The 18,894-nt window shown below is 69.4% G+C and carries 18 protein-coding genes and 1 riboswitch; of the genes, 7 read left to right on the top strand and 11 right to left on the bottom strand.

Annotated features, from left to right (window positions below):
- Positions 1-6: 6 nt before the first annotated feature.
- Both AC1RAD_RS24225 and ahcY read right to left on the bottom strand, forming a co-directional pair.
- Positions 7-840, bottom strand: a complete 834-nt coding sequence (locus AC1RAD_RS24225) for a TlyA family RNA methyltransferase (RefSeq protein WP_492737626.1) — start codon at positions 838-840, stop codon at positions 7-9.
- Between the two features lie 5 nt (positions 841-845).
- Positions 846-2,285: an adenosylhomocysteinase gene (gene ahcY / locus AC1RAD_RS24220; protein WP_070062885.1), complete on the bottom strand. Its 1,440-nt coding sequence runs from the start codon at positions 2,283-2,285 to the stop codon at positions 846-848.
- A gap of 65 nt (positions 2,286-2,350) precedes the next feature.
- Positions 2,351-2,419: riboswitch (S-adenosyl-L-homocysteine riboswitch) on the bottom strand.
- 251 nt (positions 2,420-2,670) lie between these two features.
- Here ahcY and phaP point away from each other — a divergent pair.
- The 6 genes from phaP (at position 2,671) to AC1RAD_RS24190 (ending at position 7,992) form a co-directional block, all read left to right on the top strand.
- Positions 2,671-3,168: a TIGR01841 family phasin gene (phaP, locus tag AC1RAD_RS24215; RefSeq protein WP_062482351.1), complete on the top strand. Its 498-nt coding sequence runs from the start codon at positions 2,671-2,673 to the stop codon at positions 3,166-3,168.
- A 22-nt stretch (positions 3,169-3,190) separates the two neighbouring features.
- On the top strand, positions 3,191-4,120 hold the full coding sequence (locus tag AC1RAD_RS24210; protein ID WP_492737625.1) for an alpha/beta fold hydrolase: 930 nt from the start codon (positions 3,191-3,193) through the stop codon (positions 4,118-4,120).
- Between the two features lie 43 nt (positions 4,121-4,163).
- Positions 4,164-4,607 carry a hypothetical protein gene (locus tag AC1RAD_RS24205; RefSeq protein WP_492737624.1) on the top strand — a complete coding sequence of 148 codons (444 nt, stop codon included), beginning with the start codon at positions 4,164-4,166 and terminating at the stop codon, positions 4,605-4,607.
- Positions 4,604-5,677 carry an alpha/beta fold hydrolase gene (locus AC1RAD_RS24200; RefSeq protein ID WP_307584315.1) on the top strand — a complete coding sequence of 358 codons (1,074 nt, stop codon included), beginning with the start codon at positions 4,604-4,606 and terminating at the stop codon, positions 5,675-5,677. The genes AC1RAD_RS24205 and AC1RAD_RS24200 overlap by 4 nt, the downstream gene beginning before the upstream one ends.
- Positions 5,678-5,703: 26 nt before the next feature.
- Positions 5,704-6,297 (top strand): GNAT family N-acetyltransferase, encoded by a 594-nt coding sequence (locus AC1RAD_RS24195; RefSeq protein ID WP_390348412.1) that lies wholly within the window; start codon positions 5,704-5,706, stop codon positions 6,295-6,297.
- Positions 6,298-6,363: 66 nt separating this feature from the next.
- Entirely contained in the window at positions 6,364-7,992 is a 1,629-nt protein-coding gene (locus tag AC1RAD_RS24190; RefSeq protein WP_062482912.1) for a peptide chain release factor 3, read from the top strand.
- Between the two features lie 4 nt (positions 7,993-7,996).
- Here AC1RAD_RS24190 and AC1RAD_RS24185 read toward each other — a convergent pair whose 3' ends face one another.
- From AC1RAD_RS24185 to AC1RAD_RS24165, 5 genes are all read right to left on the bottom strand, one after another.
- A complete protein-coding gene (locus tag AC1RAD_RS24185; RefSeq protein ID WP_492698794.1) occupies positions 7,997-8,800 on the bottom strand; it encodes an ABC transporter permease in 804 nt (267 codons plus the stop codon).
- 184 nt (positions 8,801-8,984) lie between these two features.
- Positions 8,985-10,025 (bottom strand): DNA methyltransferase, encoded by a 1,041-nt coding sequence (locus AC1RAD_RS24180; RefSeq protein WP_492737622.1) that lies wholly within the window; start codon positions 10,023-10,025, stop codon positions 8,985-8,987.
- Positions 10,022-11,212, bottom strand: coding sequence for a hypothetical protein (locus AC1RAD_RS24175; RefSeq protein ID WP_492737621.1), 1,191 nt, complete (start codon positions 11,210-11,212; stop codon positions 10,022-10,024). The genes AC1RAD_RS24180 and AC1RAD_RS24175 overlap by 4 nt, the downstream gene beginning before the upstream one ends.
- Before the next feature lie 85 nt (positions 11,213-11,297).
- Complete coding sequence (locus tag AC1RAD_RS24170; RefSeq protein WP_492737619.1) at positions 11,298-12,140, bottom strand: ABC transporter permease; 843 nt, start codon at positions 12,138-12,140, stop codon at positions 11,298-11,300.
- An 8-nt stretch (positions 12,141-12,148) separates the two neighbouring features.
- Entirely contained in the window at positions 12,149-13,144 is a 996-nt protein-coding gene (locus AC1RAD_RS24165; protein ID WP_390348404.1) for an ABC transporter ATP-binding protein, read from the bottom strand.
- A 95-nt stretch (positions 13,145-13,239) separates the two neighbouring features.
- On the opposite strand from AC1RAD_RS24165, the gene AC1RAD_RS24160 reads away from it, so the two are divergent.
- Positions 13,240-14,064, top strand: a complete 825-nt coding sequence (locus tag AC1RAD_RS24160) for an HAD-IIB family hydrolase (RefSeq protein ID WP_492737617.1) — start codon at positions 13,240-13,242, stop codon at positions 14,062-14,064.
- A 130-nt stretch (positions 14,065-14,194) separates the two neighbouring features.
- On the opposite strand, the gene AC1RAD_RS24155 is transcribed toward AC1RAD_RS24160, so the two are convergent.
- The 4 genes from AC1RAD_RS24155 to ocd all read right to left on the bottom strand — a co-directional run bounded on the left by AC1RAD_RS24155 (position 14,195) and on the right by ocd (position 18,822).
- Positions 14,195-15,391 (bottom strand): porin, encoded by a 1,197-nt coding sequence (locus AC1RAD_RS24155; RefSeq protein WP_095746903.1) that lies wholly within the window; start codon positions 15,389-15,391, stop codon positions 14,195-14,197.
- 226 nt (positions 15,392-15,617) lie between these two features.
- Positions 15,618-16,586 (bottom strand): Bug family tripartite tricarboxylate transporter substrate binding protein, encoded by a 969-nt coding sequence (locus AC1RAD_RS24150; RefSeq protein WP_095947927.1) that lies wholly within the window; start codon positions 16,584-16,586, stop codon positions 15,618-15,620.
- A gap of 105 nt (positions 16,587-16,691) precedes the next feature.
- Complete coding sequence (locus tag AC1RAD_RS24145; protein WP_492737614.1) at positions 16,692-17,738, bottom strand: histone deacetylase family protein; 1,047 nt, start codon at positions 17,736-17,738, stop codon at positions 16,692-16,694.
- 34 nt (positions 17,739-17,772) lie between these two features.
- Positions 17,773-18,822: an ornithine cyclodeaminase gene (gene ocd / locus AC1RAD_RS24140; protein WP_062477364.1), complete on the bottom strand. Its 1,050-nt coding sequence runs from the start codon at positions 18,820-18,822 to the stop codon at positions 17,773-17,775.
- Positions 18,823-18,894 lie beyond the last annotated feature (72 nt).

Here is an 18,894-nt window from a genome sequence, read left to right as displayed (position 1 = left end):
GTCTCCTTAGGAACCGTCGCCCGCCTTGGCAGCAGCACGAACGGCGTGAATGAAAAACTCGCGGTTGCCGTCGCCCCCGGCGATCGGGCTGTCGAACCAGCGCAGCACCTTCAGCTCGAGCGCCGCGCAGGCGTCGTGCAGGCGCTTCTCGACCACAGGGTACATCGCCTCGTCGCGCACGATGCCGCCCTTGCCGACCTGGCCGGGCTGCAGCTCGAACTGCGGCTTGACCAGCATCAGCAACTGGCCGTCGTCGGCCAGGAACTGCACCACGGCCGGCAGCACCAGCGTGAGCGAGATGAACGACAGGTCGCCGACGATGAGGTCGAAGCGCGGCTCGGCCGGGGCTTCGACAACTTCGAGCGCCTCACCAACCTCGTCGTCCTCGCCATCGTCCACCTGCAGATCGGCCGGCGACAACGCCCGCGCATTGACGCCTTCGATGGCGACCACGCGTTCGTCCTCGCGCATGCGCGCATGCAGCTGCCCATGGCCCACGTCGACGCCCACCACCTTGGCGGCGCCGTGCTGCAGCAGGCAATCGGTGAAGCCGCCGGTCGACTGGCCGACGTCCAGGCAGAGCTTGCCGGTCGGGTCCACGCCGCTGGTCTTCAGCGCACCTTCGAGCTTGAGGCCGCCGCGCGACACGTAGCGTGCCTCGGCGGCGTCGGCGAGCTCGAGCTCGGCCGACTCGGGCACTTCGTCCTTGTTCTTGGCGACGTTGCGCCACGCGTCGCTCGTGCCCGCGTCACGCCAGCGCATGCCGCCGGCGATGAGCCGCACGGCTTGCGAACGCGACGCGGCCAGGCCGCGCTCTACCAACAGTTGATCGGCGCGCACGCGGATCAATAGCGGTAGGTGTCCGGCTTGTAAGGGCCGTTCTTGTCCACGCCGATGTAGGCGGCTTGCGAGTCGGTCAGCTCGGTGAGCATGGCGCCGACCTTCTTCAGGTGCAGGCGCGCGACCTTCTCGTCCAGGTGCTTGGGCAGCACGTAGACCTTGCCGGCCTGGTAGGCGTCGGGCTTGGTGAACAGCTCGATCTGGGCGATGGTCTGGTTGGCGAACGACGACGACATCACGAAGCTCGGGTGGCCCGTGCCGCAGCCCAGGTTCACGAGGCGGCCCTTGGCCAGCAGGATGATCTTCTTGCCGTCCGGGAAGGTGATGTGGTCGACCTGGGGCTTGATCTCTTCCCACTCGTACTTCTCGATCGACGCGACGTCGATCTCGTTGTCGAAGTGGCCGATGTTGCAGACGATGGCCTGGTCCTTCATGGCGGCCATGTGCTCGTGGCGGATCACGTCGCGATTGCCGGTGGTGGTCACGAAGATGTCGGCCTTGTCGGCGGCGTACTCCATGGTCACGACCTTGTAGCCTTCCATCGCGGCCTGCAGGGCGTTGATCGGGTCGATTTCAGTCACCCACACTTGCGCCGACAGTGCACGCAGCGCCTGGGCCGAGCCCTTGCCCACGTCGCCGTAGCCGGCCACGCAGGCCACCTTGCCGGCGATCATCACGTCGGTGGCGCGCTTGATGCCGTCCACCAGCGATTCGCGGCAGCCGTACAGGTTGTCGAACTTGCTCTTGGTGACCGAGTCGTTCACGTTGATGGCGCGGAACAGCAGCGTGCCCTTGGCGCTCATCTCGTTCAGGCGGTGCACGCCGGTGGTCGTCTCTTCGGTCACGCCGATGATCTCGGCCGACTTGCGGGTGTACCAGGTGTCGTCCACGGCCAGCTTGGCCTTGATGGCGGCGTAAAGAATGCGTTCTTCTTCGCTGGTCGGGTTGGCGAGCACGCCCAGGTCTTTTTCAGCGCGCTGGCCCAGGTGCATGAGCAGCGTGGCGTCGCCGCCGTCGTCCAGGATCATGTTCGGGCCTTCGCCCTTCGAGCCCTTGGGACCGAAGTCGAAGATGGCGTGGGTGTAGTCCCAGTAGTCCTTCAGCGACTCGCCCTTGATGGCGAACACCGGCGTGCCGGCGGCGGCGATGGCGGCGGCGGCGTGGTCCTGCGTCGAGAAGATGTTGCACGAGGCCCAGCGCACTTCGGCGCCCAGGGCTTGCAGCGTCTCGATCAGCACGGCCGTCTGGATGGTCATGTGCAGCGAGCCCGTGATGCGCGCGCCCTTCAGGGCCTGGCCCTTCGAGAACTCTTCACGGATGGCCATCAGGCCGGGCATCTCGGTTTCGGCGATCTTGATTTCCTTGCGGCCCCAGGCGGCAAGGGACAGGTCGGCAATCGCCTGGTCGGCGGTCGAGACGGGGGTGGGCTTGAGTACAGCGCTCATGTGAACTCCAAAACTGGTTTGAAAGATGCCACTGCGTACGGGGAAGAAAGACTCACCGCGAGAACAGCGGGTGAGCGTGGTTGCGATGTGGTCCGAGCCTCACGCCTGACGGCGCTGCAACGCTCCTCGGAGCGCCGGATTGTAGTCGCGGCCGCCCGGCCCGCCAATCGACCGGGGCATCCCACATCACGGAAAGCGCGGGCGCCCGCCAGGCCGGGCCGTGCGGCGCGGGCCACCCCGGGAAACTCCGCAGGCAAATCCGCGCTTGGAGCGCCCTGGGCCGCGCCGGCCCGGCGTATCGTGGCGGCGGGCCCCGGCCGCCCGGCCGCTGCCTGCATCCACCCGTTCGATTGTTTTCATCACCCGACACAGGAGATTCCGCACCATGGCCACTGCCAAGAAAGCCGCCGCGAAAAAAACCACCGCCAGCAGCGCCGGCGCGAAGCAGGCGGCGCCGTCCGCCGCGGACATGCTCGATCCGATGAAGAACCTCAAGGGCATGGCCGAGCGCCTGCAGAACCTGAACCTGACCGGCGGCGCCGGCAAGCTGCTCGACAGCGGCCGCAAGGACTTGCAGGCGCTGATGCAGGCCAACGAGAAGTCCTACCAGGGCCTGCAGACCGTGGTGCAGCGACAGACCGAAATGATCAAGACGGCCATCGCCGAATGGCAGACCGCCGCCAAGGCGATGCCGGGCAAGGACCCGAAGGAAAACCTCGCCAAGCTCGACGAGCTGGGCCGCCAGTCGTTCCAGCGCGCGGTCGACGACATCAAGGAACTGGCCACCCTGGCCGCCAAGTCGCAGGCCGACGCCTTCGACGTGGTGCGCCAGCGCATCCAGGCCAACGTGGACGAGGTCACGAAGCTGCTGCAGCGCAAGTAACAAGAAGCAAAGAAAGGCCCGCATGACCGCCGTCGCGCCCCGCACCGAACGGCGCACCCGCGCCAACGGCATCGAACTGGCCTGGGACAGCTTCGGCGACCCCGAGGCGCCGCCGCTGTTGCTGGTCATGGGCCTCGGCGCCCAGATGGTCGCCTGGGACGACGCGTTCTGCGCCGCCCTGGCGCAGGCCGGCGGCCACCATGTGATCCGCTTCGACAACCGCGACATCGGCCACTCGACCCACCTGCCGCACGCCGGCGTGCCCGACATCCAGGCGCTGATGCTGCAGGCCATGGCGGGGCGGCCGCTGCAGGTGCCCTACACGTTGCGCGACATGGCCGATGACTGCGCCGGCCTGCTCGACGCGCTGGGCATCGCGCGCGCCCACGTCGTGGGCGCGTCGATGGGCGGCGCCATCGGGCAGGAGATGGCCATCCACCACCCGGGCCGGATGCGCTCGCTCACCAGCATCATGTCGAGCACCGGCGACCCGGCCCTGCCGCCGCCCACGCCCGAGGCGCTGGCGGTGCTGTTCGCGCCCGCGCCGACCAGCTTCGAGGCCTACCTGCCGCACCACGCCAAGCTGTGGCGCGTGCTGCGCGGGCCCGACGCCTTTCCGCTCGACGAGGCGCGCGACGCCGGGCGCGCGCAACTGGCCTTCCTGCGCGGCCTCAACCCGGGCGGCGTGGCGCGCCAGCTGGCGGCCGTGTTCGCGTCGGGCAACCGCAAGCCGGCGCTGCGCGCGGTGCAGGTGCCCACGCTGGTGATCCACGGCGACGTCGATCCGCTGGTGCCCGTGGCCTGCGGCATCGACGTGGCCGAGGCCATTCCCGGCGCGACGCTGTTGCGCATCCCGCGCATGGGCCACGCGCTGCCGATCGCGATGTGGCCGCAGATCATCGAGGCCATCGCCGCGCACACCGCACGGGCGGCGCGGCGCGACGATCACTGAAGAAAAAAGAGACACGACAACGAACCCAGACGGAGGTGTTTTCATGAGCCAGTTTCCGTCCCTCGATCCCATGGCCCTGTGGCGCGAGCTCACGGCCCAGTGGGAAAAAAGCACCAACGAATTCGCCAACGAAGCCATGGCCTCGGACCCGTTCCGCCAGGGCATGCACGGCGGCATGAACGCCTCGCTCACCGCGCAGAAGGCGGTGGGCGACCTGATGGCGCGTTACCTCACGCTGCTGAACCTGCCGACGCGCGGCGACCTGCAGGCGCTGGGCGAACAACTGCACCGCATCGACGACCACCTGGCGGGCATCCGCCGCGCGCTGGAAGGCGGGGCCGGCCCTGCCGCGCGGACCGCCGACGCGGCCACCGCGCCGCCCCGGCCGCGCCGCACCAAGCAGCCGCCCGCGGCGGCGGCAGCGCCTGCCCCGGCCGCCAAGACCGCCGCCGCAAAGAAACGCCCCGCCGGAAAGCGCCGCTCATGAGCGCGCCGCCCGACACCTTCCAGCTGCCCGACATCCGCGGCGAGATCGAGCGCACGATCCAGCGCAACATCAAGGGGTTGGACTTCCTGACCTCGACCGCGCCCGCCGTCGGCCTCACGCCCAAGGACGAGATCCACCGGCGCGGCACGCTGAGCCTGTACCACTACCGCCCGATGGTCGACGAGATCTACCGCGTGCCGGTGCTCATGGTGATGGCCACCACCAACCGCGCCTACATCTTCGACCTCGCGCCGGGCCAGAGCATGGTCGAGTACTTGCTGCTCAAGGGCTACGACGTCTATGTGATGGACTGGAACGCACCGCGCCCCGACGAGAAGCGCCTGCGCATCGAGGACTACGTGCTCGATTTCATTCCCGATTCGATCCGCCGCGTGCAGGAAGACTCGGGCGAGGAAGACGTGACCATCGCCGGCTACTGCATGGGCGGCGTGCTCTCTACGTTGTACGCGGCGCTGCACCCCGGCGGGCCGATGAAGAACCTCGCGCTCTTCACCACGCCGATCGACTTCAGCCGCATGAAGCTGTTCCACGCGTGGTCCGACCGGCGCTACTTCGACGTCGACCGCCTCATCGACACCGTGGGCAACGTGCCGCCCGAGATGCTGTTCGCCTCCTTCGACATGCTGCGCCCCGCCGGGCGCGGCGCCGGGCTGGTGCAGCTGTGGGACAACATGGCCAACGACGAGTTCGTCAAGTCGTACCGCATGTTCGACCGCTGGGGCGCCGAGATGCTGCCGCTGGCCGGCGAGTACTTCCGCCAGACGGTGAAGGAACTCATGTGGGACAACAAGCTGCACAAGGGCGAGCTGGTGCTCGGCGGGCGCCCCGTGCTGCTGAAGAACATCACCGTGCCGGTGCTGCACGCGCTGGCGCAGCACGACCACATCGTGCCCTACGAGGCGGGCCAGCCGCTGATCGCCGGCATCGGCTCCACCGACAAGGAAGAGGTGGTGCTCAAGGGCGGCCACGTGAGCCTGGCGGCCGGCACCAACGCCGTGCGTCGGCTGTGGCCCAAGCTCGACGAGTGGCTGGGCGTGCGCTCCACCTGACGAAGACAACCATCGAACACCCTCCCATGACCGCATCTTCTTCCCGCACCTACCCGCGCACCGTCGCCCACGCGGACGGCGACATCGCCCTGCGCCTGATGACCGGCGCCGACGCCCCCGCCGTCCTGGCCTTCGCGCAGGCGCTGCCGGCGCACGACCTGCTCTTTCTGCCGCGCGACATCACCGAGCCCAAGGTGATGGCCGCCTGGGTCCGCGCCATCGAGCGCGGCGACATCGACAGCGTGCTCGCCGTGCGCGACGGCGCCGTGCTGGGCTGCGCCGCCGTCATCCGCGACCCGCACTCGTGGTCGGGCCACGTGGCCGAACTGCGCGTGCTGGTGTCGCCCGCGCTGCGCGGCGGCGGCCTGGGCCAGCAGCTGGCGCAGGAGGGCTGCGCGCTGGCCTTCGCGCACGGGCAGGAAAAGATCGTCGCCCAGATGACCGTCGACCAGCGCGGCGCCATCGCCGTCTTCCAGGCCCTGGGCTTCCGGCCCGAGGCCCTGCTCACGCGCCACGTGAAGGACCGCGAGGGCAAGGCGCACGACCTCGTGGTGCTGAGCCAGGACGCGGCGCAGGTCGAGGCGCAGATGCGGGCGTACGGGGTGACGGAGGCGTTTTAGGCCTACAGCCCGGGGTTGGCGGGGCGGCCTCCTAAAATCGGGGGATTCCCCTGCAGATTGCCCACCTTGTCTTTTCTCGCCGAAACCCGCCGCCGTCGCACCTTCGCGATCATTTCCCACCCTGACGCCGGCAAGACCACGCTGACCGAAAAATTGCTGCTGTTCTCGGGCGCGATCCAGATCGCCGGCTCGGTGAAGGCGCGCAAGGCCTCGCGCCACGCCACCTCCGACTGGATGGAAATCGAGAAGCAGCGCGGCATCTCGGTGGCCTCGTCGGTGATGCAGATGGTGTACCGCGAGCACGTCATCAACCTGCTCGACACGCCCGGCCACAAGGACTTCTCGGAAGACACCTACCGCGTGCTCACGGCCGTCGACTCGGCGCTGATGGTGATCGACGCCGCCAACGGCGTGGAAGCGCAGACGCGCCGGCTGATCGAGGTCTGCCGCCAGCGCGACACGCCCATCATCACCTTCGTCAACAAGATGGACCGGGAAGTGCGCGAGCCGCTGGACATCCTGGACGAGGTGGAGCGCGAACTCGGCATGCCCTGCGTGCCCATGACCTGGCCCGTGGGCCAGGGCAAGAGCTTCCGCGGCATCATGAACCTGCGCACGCAGGCGATGACGGTGTTCGAGTCGGGCAGCGAGCGGCTGCCGCACGACTTCGAGACCATTCCGCTGAGCGAACGCGACACGCTCGTCAAGCGCTTCGGCGCCGACTTCGAGCACGCCATGGAAAGCATGGAACTGGCCACCGGCGCCTCACCCACCTGGGACCGCGAGGCCTTCCTGGCCGGCAAGCAGACGCCCGTGTTCTTCGGCTCCGGCGTGAACAACTTCGGCGTGATGGAAGTGCTCGACGCGCTGGTCGACCTGGCGCCCTCGCCGCAGTCGCGCACCAGCACCACGCTGGTCAACCGCCAGCCGGTGGTGAAAGAGATCCAGCCCGAAGACAAGGACTTCGCGGGCGTGGTCTTCAAGGTGCAGGCCAACATGGACGCCAACCACCGCGACCGCATCGCCTTCGTGCGCATGGCCTCGGGCAAGTACACGCCGGGCATGAAGCTGAAGGTGCAGCGCACCGCGAAGGAGCTGCGCCCCACCAGCGTCGTGACCTTCATGAGCCAGCGCCGCGAGGCGGTGGAAGAGGCCTACGCGGGCGACATCGTGGGCTTCACCACGCACGGCGGCGTGCAGCTGGGCGACACGATCACCGACGGCGCGAACCTGCAGTTCACCGGGCTGCCCTTCTTCGCGCCCGAGCTGTTCATGACCGTGATTTTGAAGAACCCGCTGCGCACCAAGCAGCTGCAGCAGGGCCTGGCCCAGCTGGGGGAAGAAGGCGCGATCCAGGTGTTCCGCCCCGAGGTCGGTGGCCCGATGCTCCTGGGCGCCGTCGGCCAGCTGCAATTCGAAGTGGTGCAGCACCGCCTGAAGGCCGAGTACGACGCCGACGTGCGCCTCGAAGGCTGCCAGTACACGGGCGCGCGCTGGATCACGGCCGACACCCCGGCCGAGCTGCGCGAGTTCGTCCACGCCTACCCGGTTCGCATGGCGAAAGATGCGGCCGACACGCTGGCCTTCCTGTGCACCTCGCCGTACGACGTGCGGCTGGCGCAGGAGCGTTTTCCGAAGATCCACTTCCATCCGCTGCGCGAGCACGCGGGCCTGGCGCTGCAGAGCGCCGGCTGATCGGCTAGCTGCCCGACGAGGTGTAGTGGCGCAGCCCGAGGCGCCACGCACCGAATGCCGCCGCGAGGAACACGAAGCCCGCGAGCGGCGACACCCACCCCACCCAGGCCGGCGCGCCCAGCGGATCGGGCTTGCCCAGGATCGCCAGCACCGGGTAGTACGCCACGCACGCCAGCGGCACGATGAAGGTCAGCACGCGGCGGAACCACTGCGCATAGAGCGCCAGCGGGTACTGCGCCGCCTGCACGCCGCCGTAGGTGAGCACGTTGGCGATCTCCAGGCTCTCGACGGTCCAGAACGACAGCGTGCCCTGCAGCACGAGGATGCCGAGGAACAGCGCGATGCCACCGGCCAGGGCGAACAGCGCGACGGCCACGGCGCTGGGCGTCCATGCGATGTCGGCCTGCACGGTCGCAAAGGCCAGCACGAGCAGGCCCTGCAGCAGACGGCCCAAGCGGCTGATGCGCACGTCGTGGCCCATGAGCTGCAGCGCAAGCGGGCGCGGGCGCAGCAGCAGCCGGTCGAAGGTGCCGGTGCGCAGGAACTCGGTGCCCAGCACGTCGAAGCCGCGGCCCAGCGCATCGGCAAGGGCGAACATGCAGTTCACGAGGCCGTAGAACAACGCGACTTCGCCGATGCCCCAGCCCTGCACCTCGCCGAAGCGATGGAACAGCGCCCAGACGGCGACGACCTCGATGCCTGTGCCGAGGAACTGGCCGAGGGTCAGCAGCAGTGCGGACGCGGGGTACCTGGCCTGGCCGCTGATGGAAGCGGCCATGAGGCGGAGGAAAAGGGGAAGTGCGCCCATCTTCAGTGGCCCTCGCCGCTGTTCAGGGCGCGTGCACAGGCCACCGGGTACTTCCCTCCGCGAATGTCCCCCGGGCTTCGCCCTCCTCCTTGATTTCGCTGCGGGAAGCACCCAGTGTCCTGCGCACACCGAGCGCGGTCGTGGTGCGGGTCGATCCACCGCTGTGCGGATTGCGTCATGCCACTCATTGCTCGTAGCAGATGTCGAGCCTGATCAATGCGCCGCGCGCATCGATGCGATCGGCGCGGAAATAGAAGCGGCCGCGGTAGCTGTCGAGGTGAAGGGGCACGGTGACCGGGTCGCCCCAGCTCGTCACCGAGAAGCCCTGCCCTTGCAGCCATCGCAGCAGGGCGTCCAGGCGCTGCGGGTCGGCGTCGACGCGGATGTCGGCGTCTGCGGGCGGCGTGCCCTGTGGGTCCTGCTGCCAGCGCGCGAAGCTGCCGAACAGCGTGAAGACGTGTCCTTCTTCGCGCATCGCATCGAGCAGCGCGGCCGTGGCCGGCAGGTCGATGCGCTCGCGCTGCTTGCGAAAAACCAGCGCGTGTTCGTGGCGCCGGTCGGTGCGGGCATCGGTGTCGTTGTCTGCCGCGTCGTGCGAATAAACCAGCACGCGCTCCTCCTCCATCGTGAAGAGCGAACCCAGGATGCGGGCGAGATCGAAGGCCAGCGGCAGCACGCGATCGCCGAGCCGCAGGTTCTCCACCATCGCGATGCAGGCACCGCCCTCGCGCAATCCGGCGCGCACGCGGTGGAAGACGTTGCGCAGGCCATCGAGGTGCTGCGCGTAGCTCGGGCTGTCGTAAAGCTGGGAGGTTGCCTGCGCACCGGTCCAGCGGCAACCGAAGTAGGGCACGTTCGTCAGGCACAGGTCGAAGGGCGGGAGCGCGGCGTCTTCGAGCGCATCGCACGAGGCGTGCAGGAGCGTCGTGCCGTGGGCGAGGCCGTGGCGCGCCAGCCGCTCGCGGATGAGGTCGATGCGGCCTGCATCGACTTCGCAGCCCAGGGCCCGTCGGTCCTCGAGGCGTGCCGCGAGCAGCGTCGTGCCGAAGCCGGCGAAGGGGTCGAACACCGTCTCGCCCGGTTGCGAGAACCGGCGCACGAAGGGCAGCATCTGCTCGAGCCATCCGCAATCGCGCCCGCCCATCGGGTCGCGCGCGCGCAGGTCGTCCGGCAGCCGGTAGCGCGGCGATTCATGGTCGAGCATCAGCCAGCTGTGACTGCTCATGGGCAGGCCTTCGCGGTGCGCGTGTCGAGCAGCACGTCGTGCCCCGGCTCCCAGCCGGCGCACAGCTGTCCGTCGGCAAAGTAGACGAGCTTGTAGACATCGCCGGTCGCGTGGCGCGCGTGCATGGCGCCGTAGTCGGCGCTTTCGAAGACGACCGTCAGGCCGCTGTCGGTGCGCAGGCGCAGGTTCCAGAAGTAGTAGCCCTCGGTGAGGCTTTCGAGGGTCCACCCGCGCGAGATGTCGGGGTCGTCGAGGCAGGCCGTCAGCAGCGCGTCCATCGAGACCCGCTGCGTGCGCAGATAGCGCGCGGTGGCGTTGTCGCGATAGCCGTCGTCGAGCCGCGAGAACTCCCGGAAGACGACGGTCCCGGCGCCGCATTGCCGTGCCCACGCGAGGTACGCGGCCACGTCGGTCGGCTGCGCGACGCCGCCGCGCTGGAGGATGCACACGAGCCGCAGCGCCACCGCATCGGCGAGCTGGCGCGCGGTGCGTTCGAACACGGCGGCATCGCCGATGGCCACCTCGGGCCGGAACCGCATGATGGCCTGGTTGACCGCGCCGTCGTGGTGGTGGCGGGACAGCTCCAGCCAGCTCATTTCGAAGCGTTGCAGCGCGCGCCGCAGCGCCTCGCCCTGCGGGCCGGCAAAGCCTGCGCCGTTGGTGTAGAGCACACGGTCCTCGACCACCGGGCCTTCGCTTTCGCCCGCGGCCAGCGTGTGCAGCAGCCGGAGCATCCAGTCGGCGTCGTCGCTCGTTTCCAGGCCCGAGAGCGACCACGACAGCGGCACGCCGCGCAGGGCCCGCAGCGCACGGGACAGGCCGTCGAAGTAGTCGGGCGCCGGACGCAGCCGGGACGCCGAGGTTCCGCCGTCGGTCTTGCGCAGGTTTTCCGAGCAGAAGCCGCAACGTGCCGAGCAAGGCTTCACGGAGGCGTATGGCGTGAACGTGAGGGGCTGCGCAAAGCGCCGCGCGACGCCGCCGATCGTGTGCGTGTGCCAGCGCGCGGCCTCGTTCGAAGGCGGCGTGCGAAGGGTCACCCCGCGCACGGAGCGGCGAAGGCGTTCGAAGAGCGGGGAACTCGCGCTGCGCGGCAGATCGGCCACGGCGATCTGGTCGATCGCGCAGGTCACGGCCCGCACGGCGAGGGGCGTCGGCGCATCGGCTTCAACGGGAATGACGGAGCGCATGGCAGGGGCGGGGTTGTCGCACCCGCCACCATACGACAGTGCTGCCTCCGAGGGCGGGAGTGGCTCCCTGCGCGCGCCCGTCACCCTAGCCACCTTGCACCTGCAGACTGCGCATCGTGCGCCCCATCGCCATCCGCCCGAACGCGACCAGCGCGACGCTCCAGAAGCACTGCAGCCCCAGCGCGCCCAGCGCATGCCAGCCGCTCAGGTGCCCGAAGTACAGCCGCGCCGGAATATCGAACAGCCCCGCCAGCGGCTGCACCAGCAGCGCGGTCTGCCAGGCGTCGGGCAGCAGTGCCAGCGGCAGCAGGTTGCCCGAGAACACGATGACCACGGGCGTCGCCACCGCCTGGATGCCGCGCTCGTTGAGCGCCGCCGTGGTCGCCACGTTGAGCAGCATCACCATCGCAGTCGAAAGCAAGAGGCCCAGCCCCACCGACAGCAGGAACGCCGCGCCGGCCACCGCGTTCGCGGGCAATTGCCAGGCCCAGTCGCCCAGCCCCACCAGCGGCAATGCGACCGCGGCGAAGGCCGCCATCAGTGCCACGCGCGGCAGCAGGCGCGCCGCGATCCAGCCTGCGGTGCGCGCGAACCACAGCGCGTAGGCGTCCACCGGGCGCAGGCGGTCGTAGGCCACCGCGCCGGTGCGCGCGGCCTGCGCCACCTCCGGGTCGCCGAGCCAGGGCATGAGCACCAGCAGGCCCTGCGCGAGCCAGGTGTAGGTGATGGCCTGGGCCAGCGACATCGACGAGGCCGCGCCCGCGATGGCGCTGCCGCTGTAGAACGCGGCGAACACCATCACCTTGATGCCGCCCCACCAGCACTGCGTGGCAAAGCCCGCGAGCGCCGCGGTGCGGTACTGCAGCATCTGCAGGAAACGTGAGACGAACGCCGCGACATACGGCCGGGCGAGGTCGCGCGGGCCCATGGCCGGCCTCACGCCTCGGCCGCTCCGTGCATGGCGTAGAAGCGCGCGATCACGGCTTCGATCGCGAGGCCTTCGAGGCGGATGTCTTCCACGGCGTGCGCGCCGGCGATGCGGGCGATGAGCGCGGGCGCGGGGGTCTGCTTGGGATCGAAGTCGAGCACCAGCGTCTGGCCGTCGCGCGAATGCACGGTGGCGCCGTCGACCTGCGCAGGCAGCGTGGCGTCTTGCGCAAAGTCGACCACCAGCCGGCGCTCGGCCATCACCTGCGCGCGCAATGCCTCGACGGGGCTGTCGGCCAGCACGCGGCCGTGGCCGATGACGATCACGCGCTGGGCCAGGGCCTCGATGTCGTGCATGTCGTGCGTGGTCAGCAGCACGGTGGTGCCGCGCTCGCGGTTGGCGCGGCGCACGAAGTCGCGCACGGCGAGCTTCGAAGGCGCGTCGAGGCCGATGGTCGGCTCGTCGAGGAACAGGATGTCGGGCTCGTGCAGCAGCGCCGCCGCGATCTCCGCGCGCATGCGCTGGCCCAGCGAGAGCTGGCGCACCGGCTGGTCGAGCACACGCTCCAGGTGCAGCAGCGCGACCAGCTCGTCGCGTGTGCGGCGGTAGCGCTGCGGGTCGACGCGGTAGATGTCACGCAGCAGGTCGAAGCCGTCGCCCACGGGCAGGTCCCACCACAGTTGCGTGCGCTGGCCGAAGACCACGCCGATGCGCGCCACGTGCCGTTCGCGGTCGGCAAAGGGGTCGCGGCCGTCGACTTCCACGCGCCCGCCGTCGGGCCGCAGGATGCCCGAGAGGATCTTGATGGTGGTCGACTTGCCCGCGCCGTTCGGCCCGATGAAGCCCAGCAGCTCGCCGCGCTCCAGCGCGAACGACACACCCGACAGCGCCTCCACCGTGCGGTGGCGGCGCTGCAGCAGGCCGCGCAACGCGCCGCGCAGGCCGGGGTCGCGCTCGGACACACGGTAGGTCTTGCGCAGGTGGTCGACGAGGATGTGAGGCATGGTGGAAGGTGCCACGCCGGCCCGAAAGCGCGGCGGGGGCGGGATGCTACACGAAAGCGCCGGTACGATCACAGGCCCTTTCGAGAATCCTGTCCATGTCTTCGCCTCCCCTGCCCGCCTCGCCCCACCACCTGCTGCCGCTCGCGCGCTGGCCCGCCGACGCGCGCGCGGCGCTGGTCGGCGTGTTCACCGACATCGATGACACGCTCACCACCGACGGCGCGATCACGCCCGATGCTTTGAAGGCGCTGGCCGACCTGAAGGCCGCCGGCCTGGCGGTGGTTGCCATCACCGGCCGGCCCGTGGGCTGGAGCCTGCCCTTCGTGAACAGCTGGCCGGTCGACGCCATCGTGGCCGAGAACGGCGCGGTGGCGCTGCGCCCGGCGGCCGATGGCGGCGTCGAGAAGCGCTACCAGCAGGACGCCGCCACGCGCGCCGCCAACTTCGCGCGCATGCAGGCCGTGCTGGCGCGCATCGAGCGCGAGATTCCGGGCGCCGGCCGCGCCACCGACTCGCCGGGGCGCGAGACCGACATCGCCATCGACCACAGCGAGTTCGTGACGCTCGACGACGACACCATCGCGCGCGTCGTCGCGCTGATGCGCAGCGAAGGCATGCACGCCACCGTGAGCAGCATCCACATCAACGGCTGGTACGGCGACAACGACAAGCTCGAAGGCGCGCGCTGGATCGTGCGCGAGCTCTGGGGCCGCACGCTCGACGACGAGATGGACCGCTGGGCCTACGTGGGCGATTCCACCAACGACCAGCTGATGTTCCGCAGCTTCGCGCACAGCATCGGCGTGGCGAACGTCGCGCGCTTCGTGCCGCAGCTGGAGCACCTGCCGCGCTACGTGACGCAGGGCGAGCGCGGTGCGGGGTTCGCGCAGGCCGCGCACGCGGTGCTGTCGGCGCGCTGAGCCAAGCGCGCCACGCGGGCGCCGCGCACGAAAAAAAGGCCCGCGCAGGGCGGGCCGAATGGACCGGTTGAACGACCCTTGGAGAAACTTGCAGGGGTGAGGGTCGCGCGATGCGCGACCCTTCAGGACATCAGAACGTGTGGCGGATGCCGAACTCGTAGCCCATCGAGCTCTTGGCCTGCAGCGCGGTGCGGTTGAACGTGGTGGCGTACGACGGTCCTGCACCCACCGTGAGCGCCGCGCCGTTCTTGTTGCTGACGCGCGCGACCGTGCCGTACAGCGCGGTGCGCTTGGACAGGTTGTGCACGTAGCCCAGCGCGAGCTTGTTGGCCTTCGGATCGGCATTGTTCACGCCGAACACGGGCACGCGGTTGAAGTCGTACTTGACCTGCGAATACGACGCGCGGATCACGCCCGGGCCGACCGGCACGGTCACGCCCAGCAGGTAGCCGGTGAGGTCCACGTCCTGGCCGGGCGTGAAGATGTTCAGCGCGTTGCGCTCGTCCTTCGAACGCGAGATTTCGCCGAACAGCTTGGCCACGCCGAAGTCGTAGGTCGCGCCGAGGTTGAAGGTCTTGACCTTGCCCGGGCGTGCCACGGCGGCGGCGCCGCTGCCGGTCGTGAAGCTGGTGTCGTTCTGTGCGTAGCTGGCAGCGATGTCGAACGGGCCCGTCGTGTAGCCCAGGCGACCGCCGATGTGGCGGCCGGTGTTGGTGCTGGCGGCGGTGTCGGGCGACAGGCGCGTCTGCTCGGCCAGGCCGTAAGCCACGTTGCCGTAGAAGCCACCCAGGCGCGGCAGGAAGTACTGCACCATGTTGCTGGCGCGCTTGTAGGTGCCGTTGCTGCCGTAGCCGCTGCCCGGCACGCTGGCTTCGTTGGCGTCGATGATCAGCGAGCCGCCGATGCCGGTGTCGCCGAACGGGTCGAACTGTTCTTCGTTCATCACCGTCGCGGTCTTGTCGCGGCCCAGGCGCAGTTCGCCGAAGCTGCCTGCCAGGCTCACCGTCGAACGGCGGGTGAAGTTCGAGACGCCGGTGGCGCCGTCGTCATTGGTGATCGGGGCTTCGAGCCAGAAGCTGGCCGACAGGCCGCCGCCCAGGTCTTCCACGCCGCGGAAACCGAGGCGGCTCGAGCTCAGGCCCGAATTCGCCAGCTCGCTGCGGCTGGCCTTCACGCTGTAGGCGGGACCGAAGGGGGTGGTCGAAACGCTCTTGTTCGCTACGTTGCGGTAGGCGGCATCGACCACGCCGAACAGGGTCACGGTCGATTGCGCCGACGCGGCGCCGCAGGCTGCGATGGCAGCCAGAACAAGCAGGGATTTTTTCATTGGTGTCACTCCAGGAGGGGGATGCCGCTGCGCCGAGAACGGGCGCGACTTTGGGACGTCCGGGCCTTGTTGCCGCGAGACTGGGTCCGAGTTTTCCTTCACTGGAAGACAAAGGGATTACATAGGGTTAACGCCTAGATTACGGAGGGATATAGGGGGTGAGTTCAGGACAACGGTCGCGGATCGGGGTAGGCGCCGCGCACGCCTCCCCTTTTCCGGCGGGCGCTTACTTCTCTTTCGCCAACCCCAGCTTGTCGATGATCACCTTCTCGCGCACCACCGTGTCCTGCGCGAACTTGGTGTACGTGGCCGAGCTCATGTAGTTGGGCAGCATGTCGTAGCGGCCGAGCGAGGCGACGTAGCTGGGCTCTTCCATCGCCTGCTTGAAGGCGTCGTGCAGCTTCTTCACGACCTCGGGCGGGGTGCCCTTGGGGGCGCCGATGCCGAAGGGCGAGTTCTGCACCACGTCGTAGCCCAGCTCCTTCAGCGTGGGCGCGTCGGGGAACTTGGCCAGGCGCTTCTCGCCCCAGGTGTTGAGCACGCGCAGCTTGCCGGCCTCGACCTGCGGCGCGAAGCCGGTGCTGTCGGCCGCCGCCATGAGCTGGCCGCTGACCACGGCCAGCATCAGGTCGGCGCTGCCCTTGTAGGGCACGTGCTGCAGCGTGATGCCGGCCTTCTGCGCCACGATCTCGGTCGTGAGGTGCGGGCTGGTCAGGTTGCCGGTCGAGCCGTAGGTGAGCTTGCCGGGGTTGGCCTTGGCGTAGGCGACGAAGTCGGCCCAGGTCTTGAAGGGGCTGTCGGCCGGCACGACGATGCCGAAGGCATAGCCGGTGACGTTCAGCACGTAGCTGATGTCCTTGAGCGGGTCCCAGTTGATCTTGGTGGTGTAGCCCAGGCGGAACACGCCCAGCGGAATCTGCGCGACGGTGTAGCCGTCGGGCTGCGCGGTCTGCAGCGCCTGCGCGGGCAGCGTGCCGCCGGCGCCGGGCTTGTTGTCGATGATCACGGGCTGGCCCAGGATCTTGCTGGCGTTGTCGGCCAGCTGGCGCATGGTGATGTCGGTCGGGCCGCCCGCGGGAAAGGCGATCACGAGCTTGATGGGCTTCGCGGGAAAGGCCTGTGCAAGCACCGCCAGCGGCGCAGCGAGGCCGCAGGCGGCCAGCGTGGCGGCACGGAGAAGGGAACGGCGAAACATGACGGAAGGCTCCTGAAGCGTGGATCGAGCCGCGCATTGGGCCCTGCCCCGTCCGGTGCAGCAATCGGGGCTCACCCGACTGCTGTCGCCGAAGCAACTCCGCCTTCAGCCCGCGGCTTGCGCGAAGCCTTCGAGAACGTTGACCGCGTTCACACCCACCTCGGCCACCGCATAGCCGCCCTCGAACACGAACACCGTCGGCAGGCCGGCGCGCGCGAGGTCTTCGCCCATGCGCAGGTAGTCGTCGCTCTTCAGCTTGAAGCCCGAGATCGGGTCGCCCTCGAAGGTGTCGACGCCCAGCGAGACCACGAGCGCGCCGGCCTTGACCTTCGCGATGCCGTCGAGCGCTGTGCGCAGCGCCGTGCGCCAGGCCGTGAAGTCGGTGCCGCGCGGCAGCGGCAGGTTGTGGTTGAAGCCCTCGCCCGCGCCCGCGCCGCGCTCGTCGGCATGGCCCAGGTAGTACGGGTAGTCGGTCAGCGGGTCGCCGTGCAAGCTGGCGAAGTGCACGTCGCTGCGTTCGTAGAAGATGGCCTGCGTGCCGTTGCCGTGGTGGTAGTCGACATCGAGCACGGCCACGCGTTCGACGCCCGCATCGCGCAGCGCCTGCGCGGCGACGGCGGCGTTGTTGACGAAGCAGTAGCCGCCGAAGAAGTCGGCGCCCGCGTGGTGGCCGGGCGGGCGCGTGAGCGCGAAGGCGCTGCGCTGGCCGCCGATGACGCGCTGCGTCGCCGTCCACGCGCAGGCGGCGCCGTGGCGCGCAGCGGCCCAGCTGCCCGCCATCAGCGGCGTGCCGGCGTCGAACGAAAAAAGGCCCAGGCGCGCGGGAAAGCTCTTCGGCAGCACGTCGGTGCGCATGCCGCGCGTGGGCCAGTACGAGGGCAGCGCGTCGCGCGTGGCGTTGGCGGCGTCGAGCGCCACCCATTCGTCCCAGGCATGGGCGATGAAGTCGAGGTAACGCGGTGCGTGCACCTTCGCCAGCAGCGCCTCATCGAATGCATCGGGCGCCTGCAGCGGGCCGAGGCCGCGCCGCTCGAGCTCGTGCCTCACATGGTCGACGCGGGCGGGCACCTCGAAGCAGGGCACCAGCTCGCCCCGGAACATTTCGACTTTGCCTTGGTGCAGGGCGTGCTGGTCGTTGTAGATGGTGAGCATGAAGCGGCGAAGGGCGTGACGACAGGGCCTGCCATCATGCCGCACGCCGCAGCACCGCCCGGCGCCGCCCCGAGGCGGTGAGACCGAACAGGTCCTTCGGATCGTCGAGCTCGGGCACCAGCGCGATCTGCCGGCCCACGCCACGCTCCAGCGCCAGCTGCTGAATGCAGCGCAGCGCCGTGTAGTCCTCCAGCGCGAAGCCGACCGAGTCGAACACCGTCACCTGCTCCGGCCGCTCGCGGCCCGGCACTTCGCCCAGCAGCACGCGCCACAGCTCGTGCACCGGGAAGTCGGGCGCCAGCTGCTGGATCTCGCCCTCGATGCGGGTCTGCGGCTCGTACTCGACGAACACGCGTGCGCCGCGCAGCACGTCGGGGTGCAGCTCGGTCTTGCCGGGCGAATCGCCGCCCACGGCGTTGATGTGCATGCCGGGCTCGATCATGTCGGGCGTGAGCACGGTGGCGTGGCCCTGGTAGGCGGTGATGGTGGTCACGATGTCGGCGCCGCGCACCGCCTCGGCGGTGGAGTCGGCGCGCACGATCTCCATCGGCGTGCAGGCCGCGAGGTGGCGCACCAGCTTGTCGGTGGCGCGCGGGTCGATGTCGAACACGCGCACCTGCTCGATGCCCAGCAGCGCATGGAAAGCCAGCGCCTGGAACTCGCTCTGCGAACCGTTGCCGATGAGCGCCAGGCTGCGCGCGTCGGGCCGCGCCAGCGCCTTGGCGGCCATGGCCGAAGTGGCGGCCGTGCGCAGCGCGGTGGTGAGCGTGAGTTCGGACAGCAGCACGGGGTAGCCCGTGTCGACCTCGGCCAGCACGCCGAAGGCCATGACCGTGGGCAGGCCGACCTGCGTGTTGTGCGGGTGGCCGTTGACGTACTTGAAGGCGTAGGCGCCGTCGTCGGCCACGGGCATGAGCTCGATCACGCCCAGGTGCGAATGGCTGGCCACCCGCGCCTTCTTGTCGAACTCGCGCCATCGCAGGAAGTCGTCGCGCAGCGCGTCGGCCAGCGTGACGAGGAATTCCGGGACGCCGGTCTCATCCACCAGGCGAACCAGGCTGTGAACATCGATGAAGCGGGTCATGGCGCGGCTCCTTGCGTAGCCCCCGGCACGGCGCTTCATCCGTTCACACGGTCTCCACCATGGCTGATTCAG

The organism is Variovorax sp. GW823-FHT04B03, from assembly GCF_058796495.1.
Note: the sequence above shows the minus strand (reverse complement) of the source record. Positions and strands in the feature narration are given on the sequence as shown.

What these genes read in the sequence shown, in the direction of transcription:
- AC1RAD_RS24170 (WP_492737619.1), bottom strand. Translation starts at nt 12,140, where the DNA reads ATGGGCCCGCGCGACCTCGCCCGGCCGTATGTCGCGGCGTTCGTCTCA.
- phaP (WP_062482351.1), top strand. Translation starts at nt 2,671, where the DNA reads ATGGCCACTGCCAAGAAAGCCGCCGCGAAAAAAACCACCGCCAGCAGC.
- AC1RAD_RS24145 (WP_492737614.1), bottom strand. Translation starts at nt 17,738, where the DNA reads ATGCTCACCATCTACAACGACCAGCACGCCCTGCACCAAGGCAAAGTC.
- AC1RAD_RS24205 (WP_492737624.1), top strand. Translation starts at nt 4,164, where the DNA reads ATGAGCCAGTTTCCGTCCCTCGATCCCATGGCCCTGTGGCGCGAGCTC.
- AC1RAD_RS24155 (WP_095746903.1), bottom strand. Translation starts at nt 15,391, where the DNA reads ATGAAAAAATCCCTGCTTGTTCTGGCTGCCATCGCAGCCTGCGGCGCC.
- AC1RAD_RS24160 (WP_492737617.1), top strand. Translation starts at nt 13,240, where the DNA reads ATGTCTTCGCCTCCCCTGCCCGCCTCGCCCCACCACCTGCTGCCGCTC.
- ocd (WP_062477364.1), bottom strand. Translation starts at nt 18,822, where the DNA reads ATGACCCGCTTCATCGATGTTCACAGCCTGGTTCGCCTGGTGGATGAG.
- AC1RAD_RS24180 (WP_492737622.1), bottom strand. Translation starts at nt 10,025, where the DNA reads ATGAGCAGTCACAGCTGGCTGATGCTCGACCATGAATCGCCGCGCTAC.
- ahcY (WP_070062885.1), bottom strand. Translation starts at nt 2,285, where the DNA reads ATGAGCGCTGTACTCAAGCCCACCCCCGTCTCGACCGCCGACCAGGCG.
- AC1RAD_RS24150 (WP_095947927.1), bottom strand. Translation starts at nt 16,586, where the DNA reads ATGTTTCGCCGTTCCCTTCTCCGTGCCGCCACGCTGGCCGCCTGCGGC.
- AC1RAD_RS24200 (WP_307584315.1), top strand. Translation starts at nt 4,604, where the DNA reads ATGAGCGCGCCGCCCGACACCTTCCAGCTGCCCGACATCCGCGGCGAG.
- AC1RAD_RS24195 (WP_390348412.1), top strand. Translation starts at nt 5,704, where the DNA reads ATGACCGCATCTTCTTCCCGCACCTACCCGCGCACCGTCGCCCACGCG.
- AC1RAD_RS24165 (WP_390348404.1), bottom strand. Translation starts at nt 13,144, where the DNA reads ATGCCTCACATCCTCGTCGACCACCTGCGCAAGACCTACCGTGTGTCC.
- AC1RAD_RS24175 (WP_492737621.1), bottom strand. Translation starts at nt 11,212, where the DNA reads ATGCGCTCCGTCATTCCCGTTGAAGCCGATGCGCCGACGCCCCTCGCC.
- AC1RAD_RS24210 (WP_492737625.1), top strand. Translation starts at nt 3,191, where the DNA reads ATGACCGCCGTCGCGCCCCGCACCGAACGGCGCACCCGCGCCAACGGC.
- AC1RAD_RS24185 (WP_492698794.1), bottom strand. Translation starts at nt 8,800, where the DNA reads ATGGGCGCACTTCCCCTTTTCCTCCGCCTCATGGCCGCTTCCATCAGC.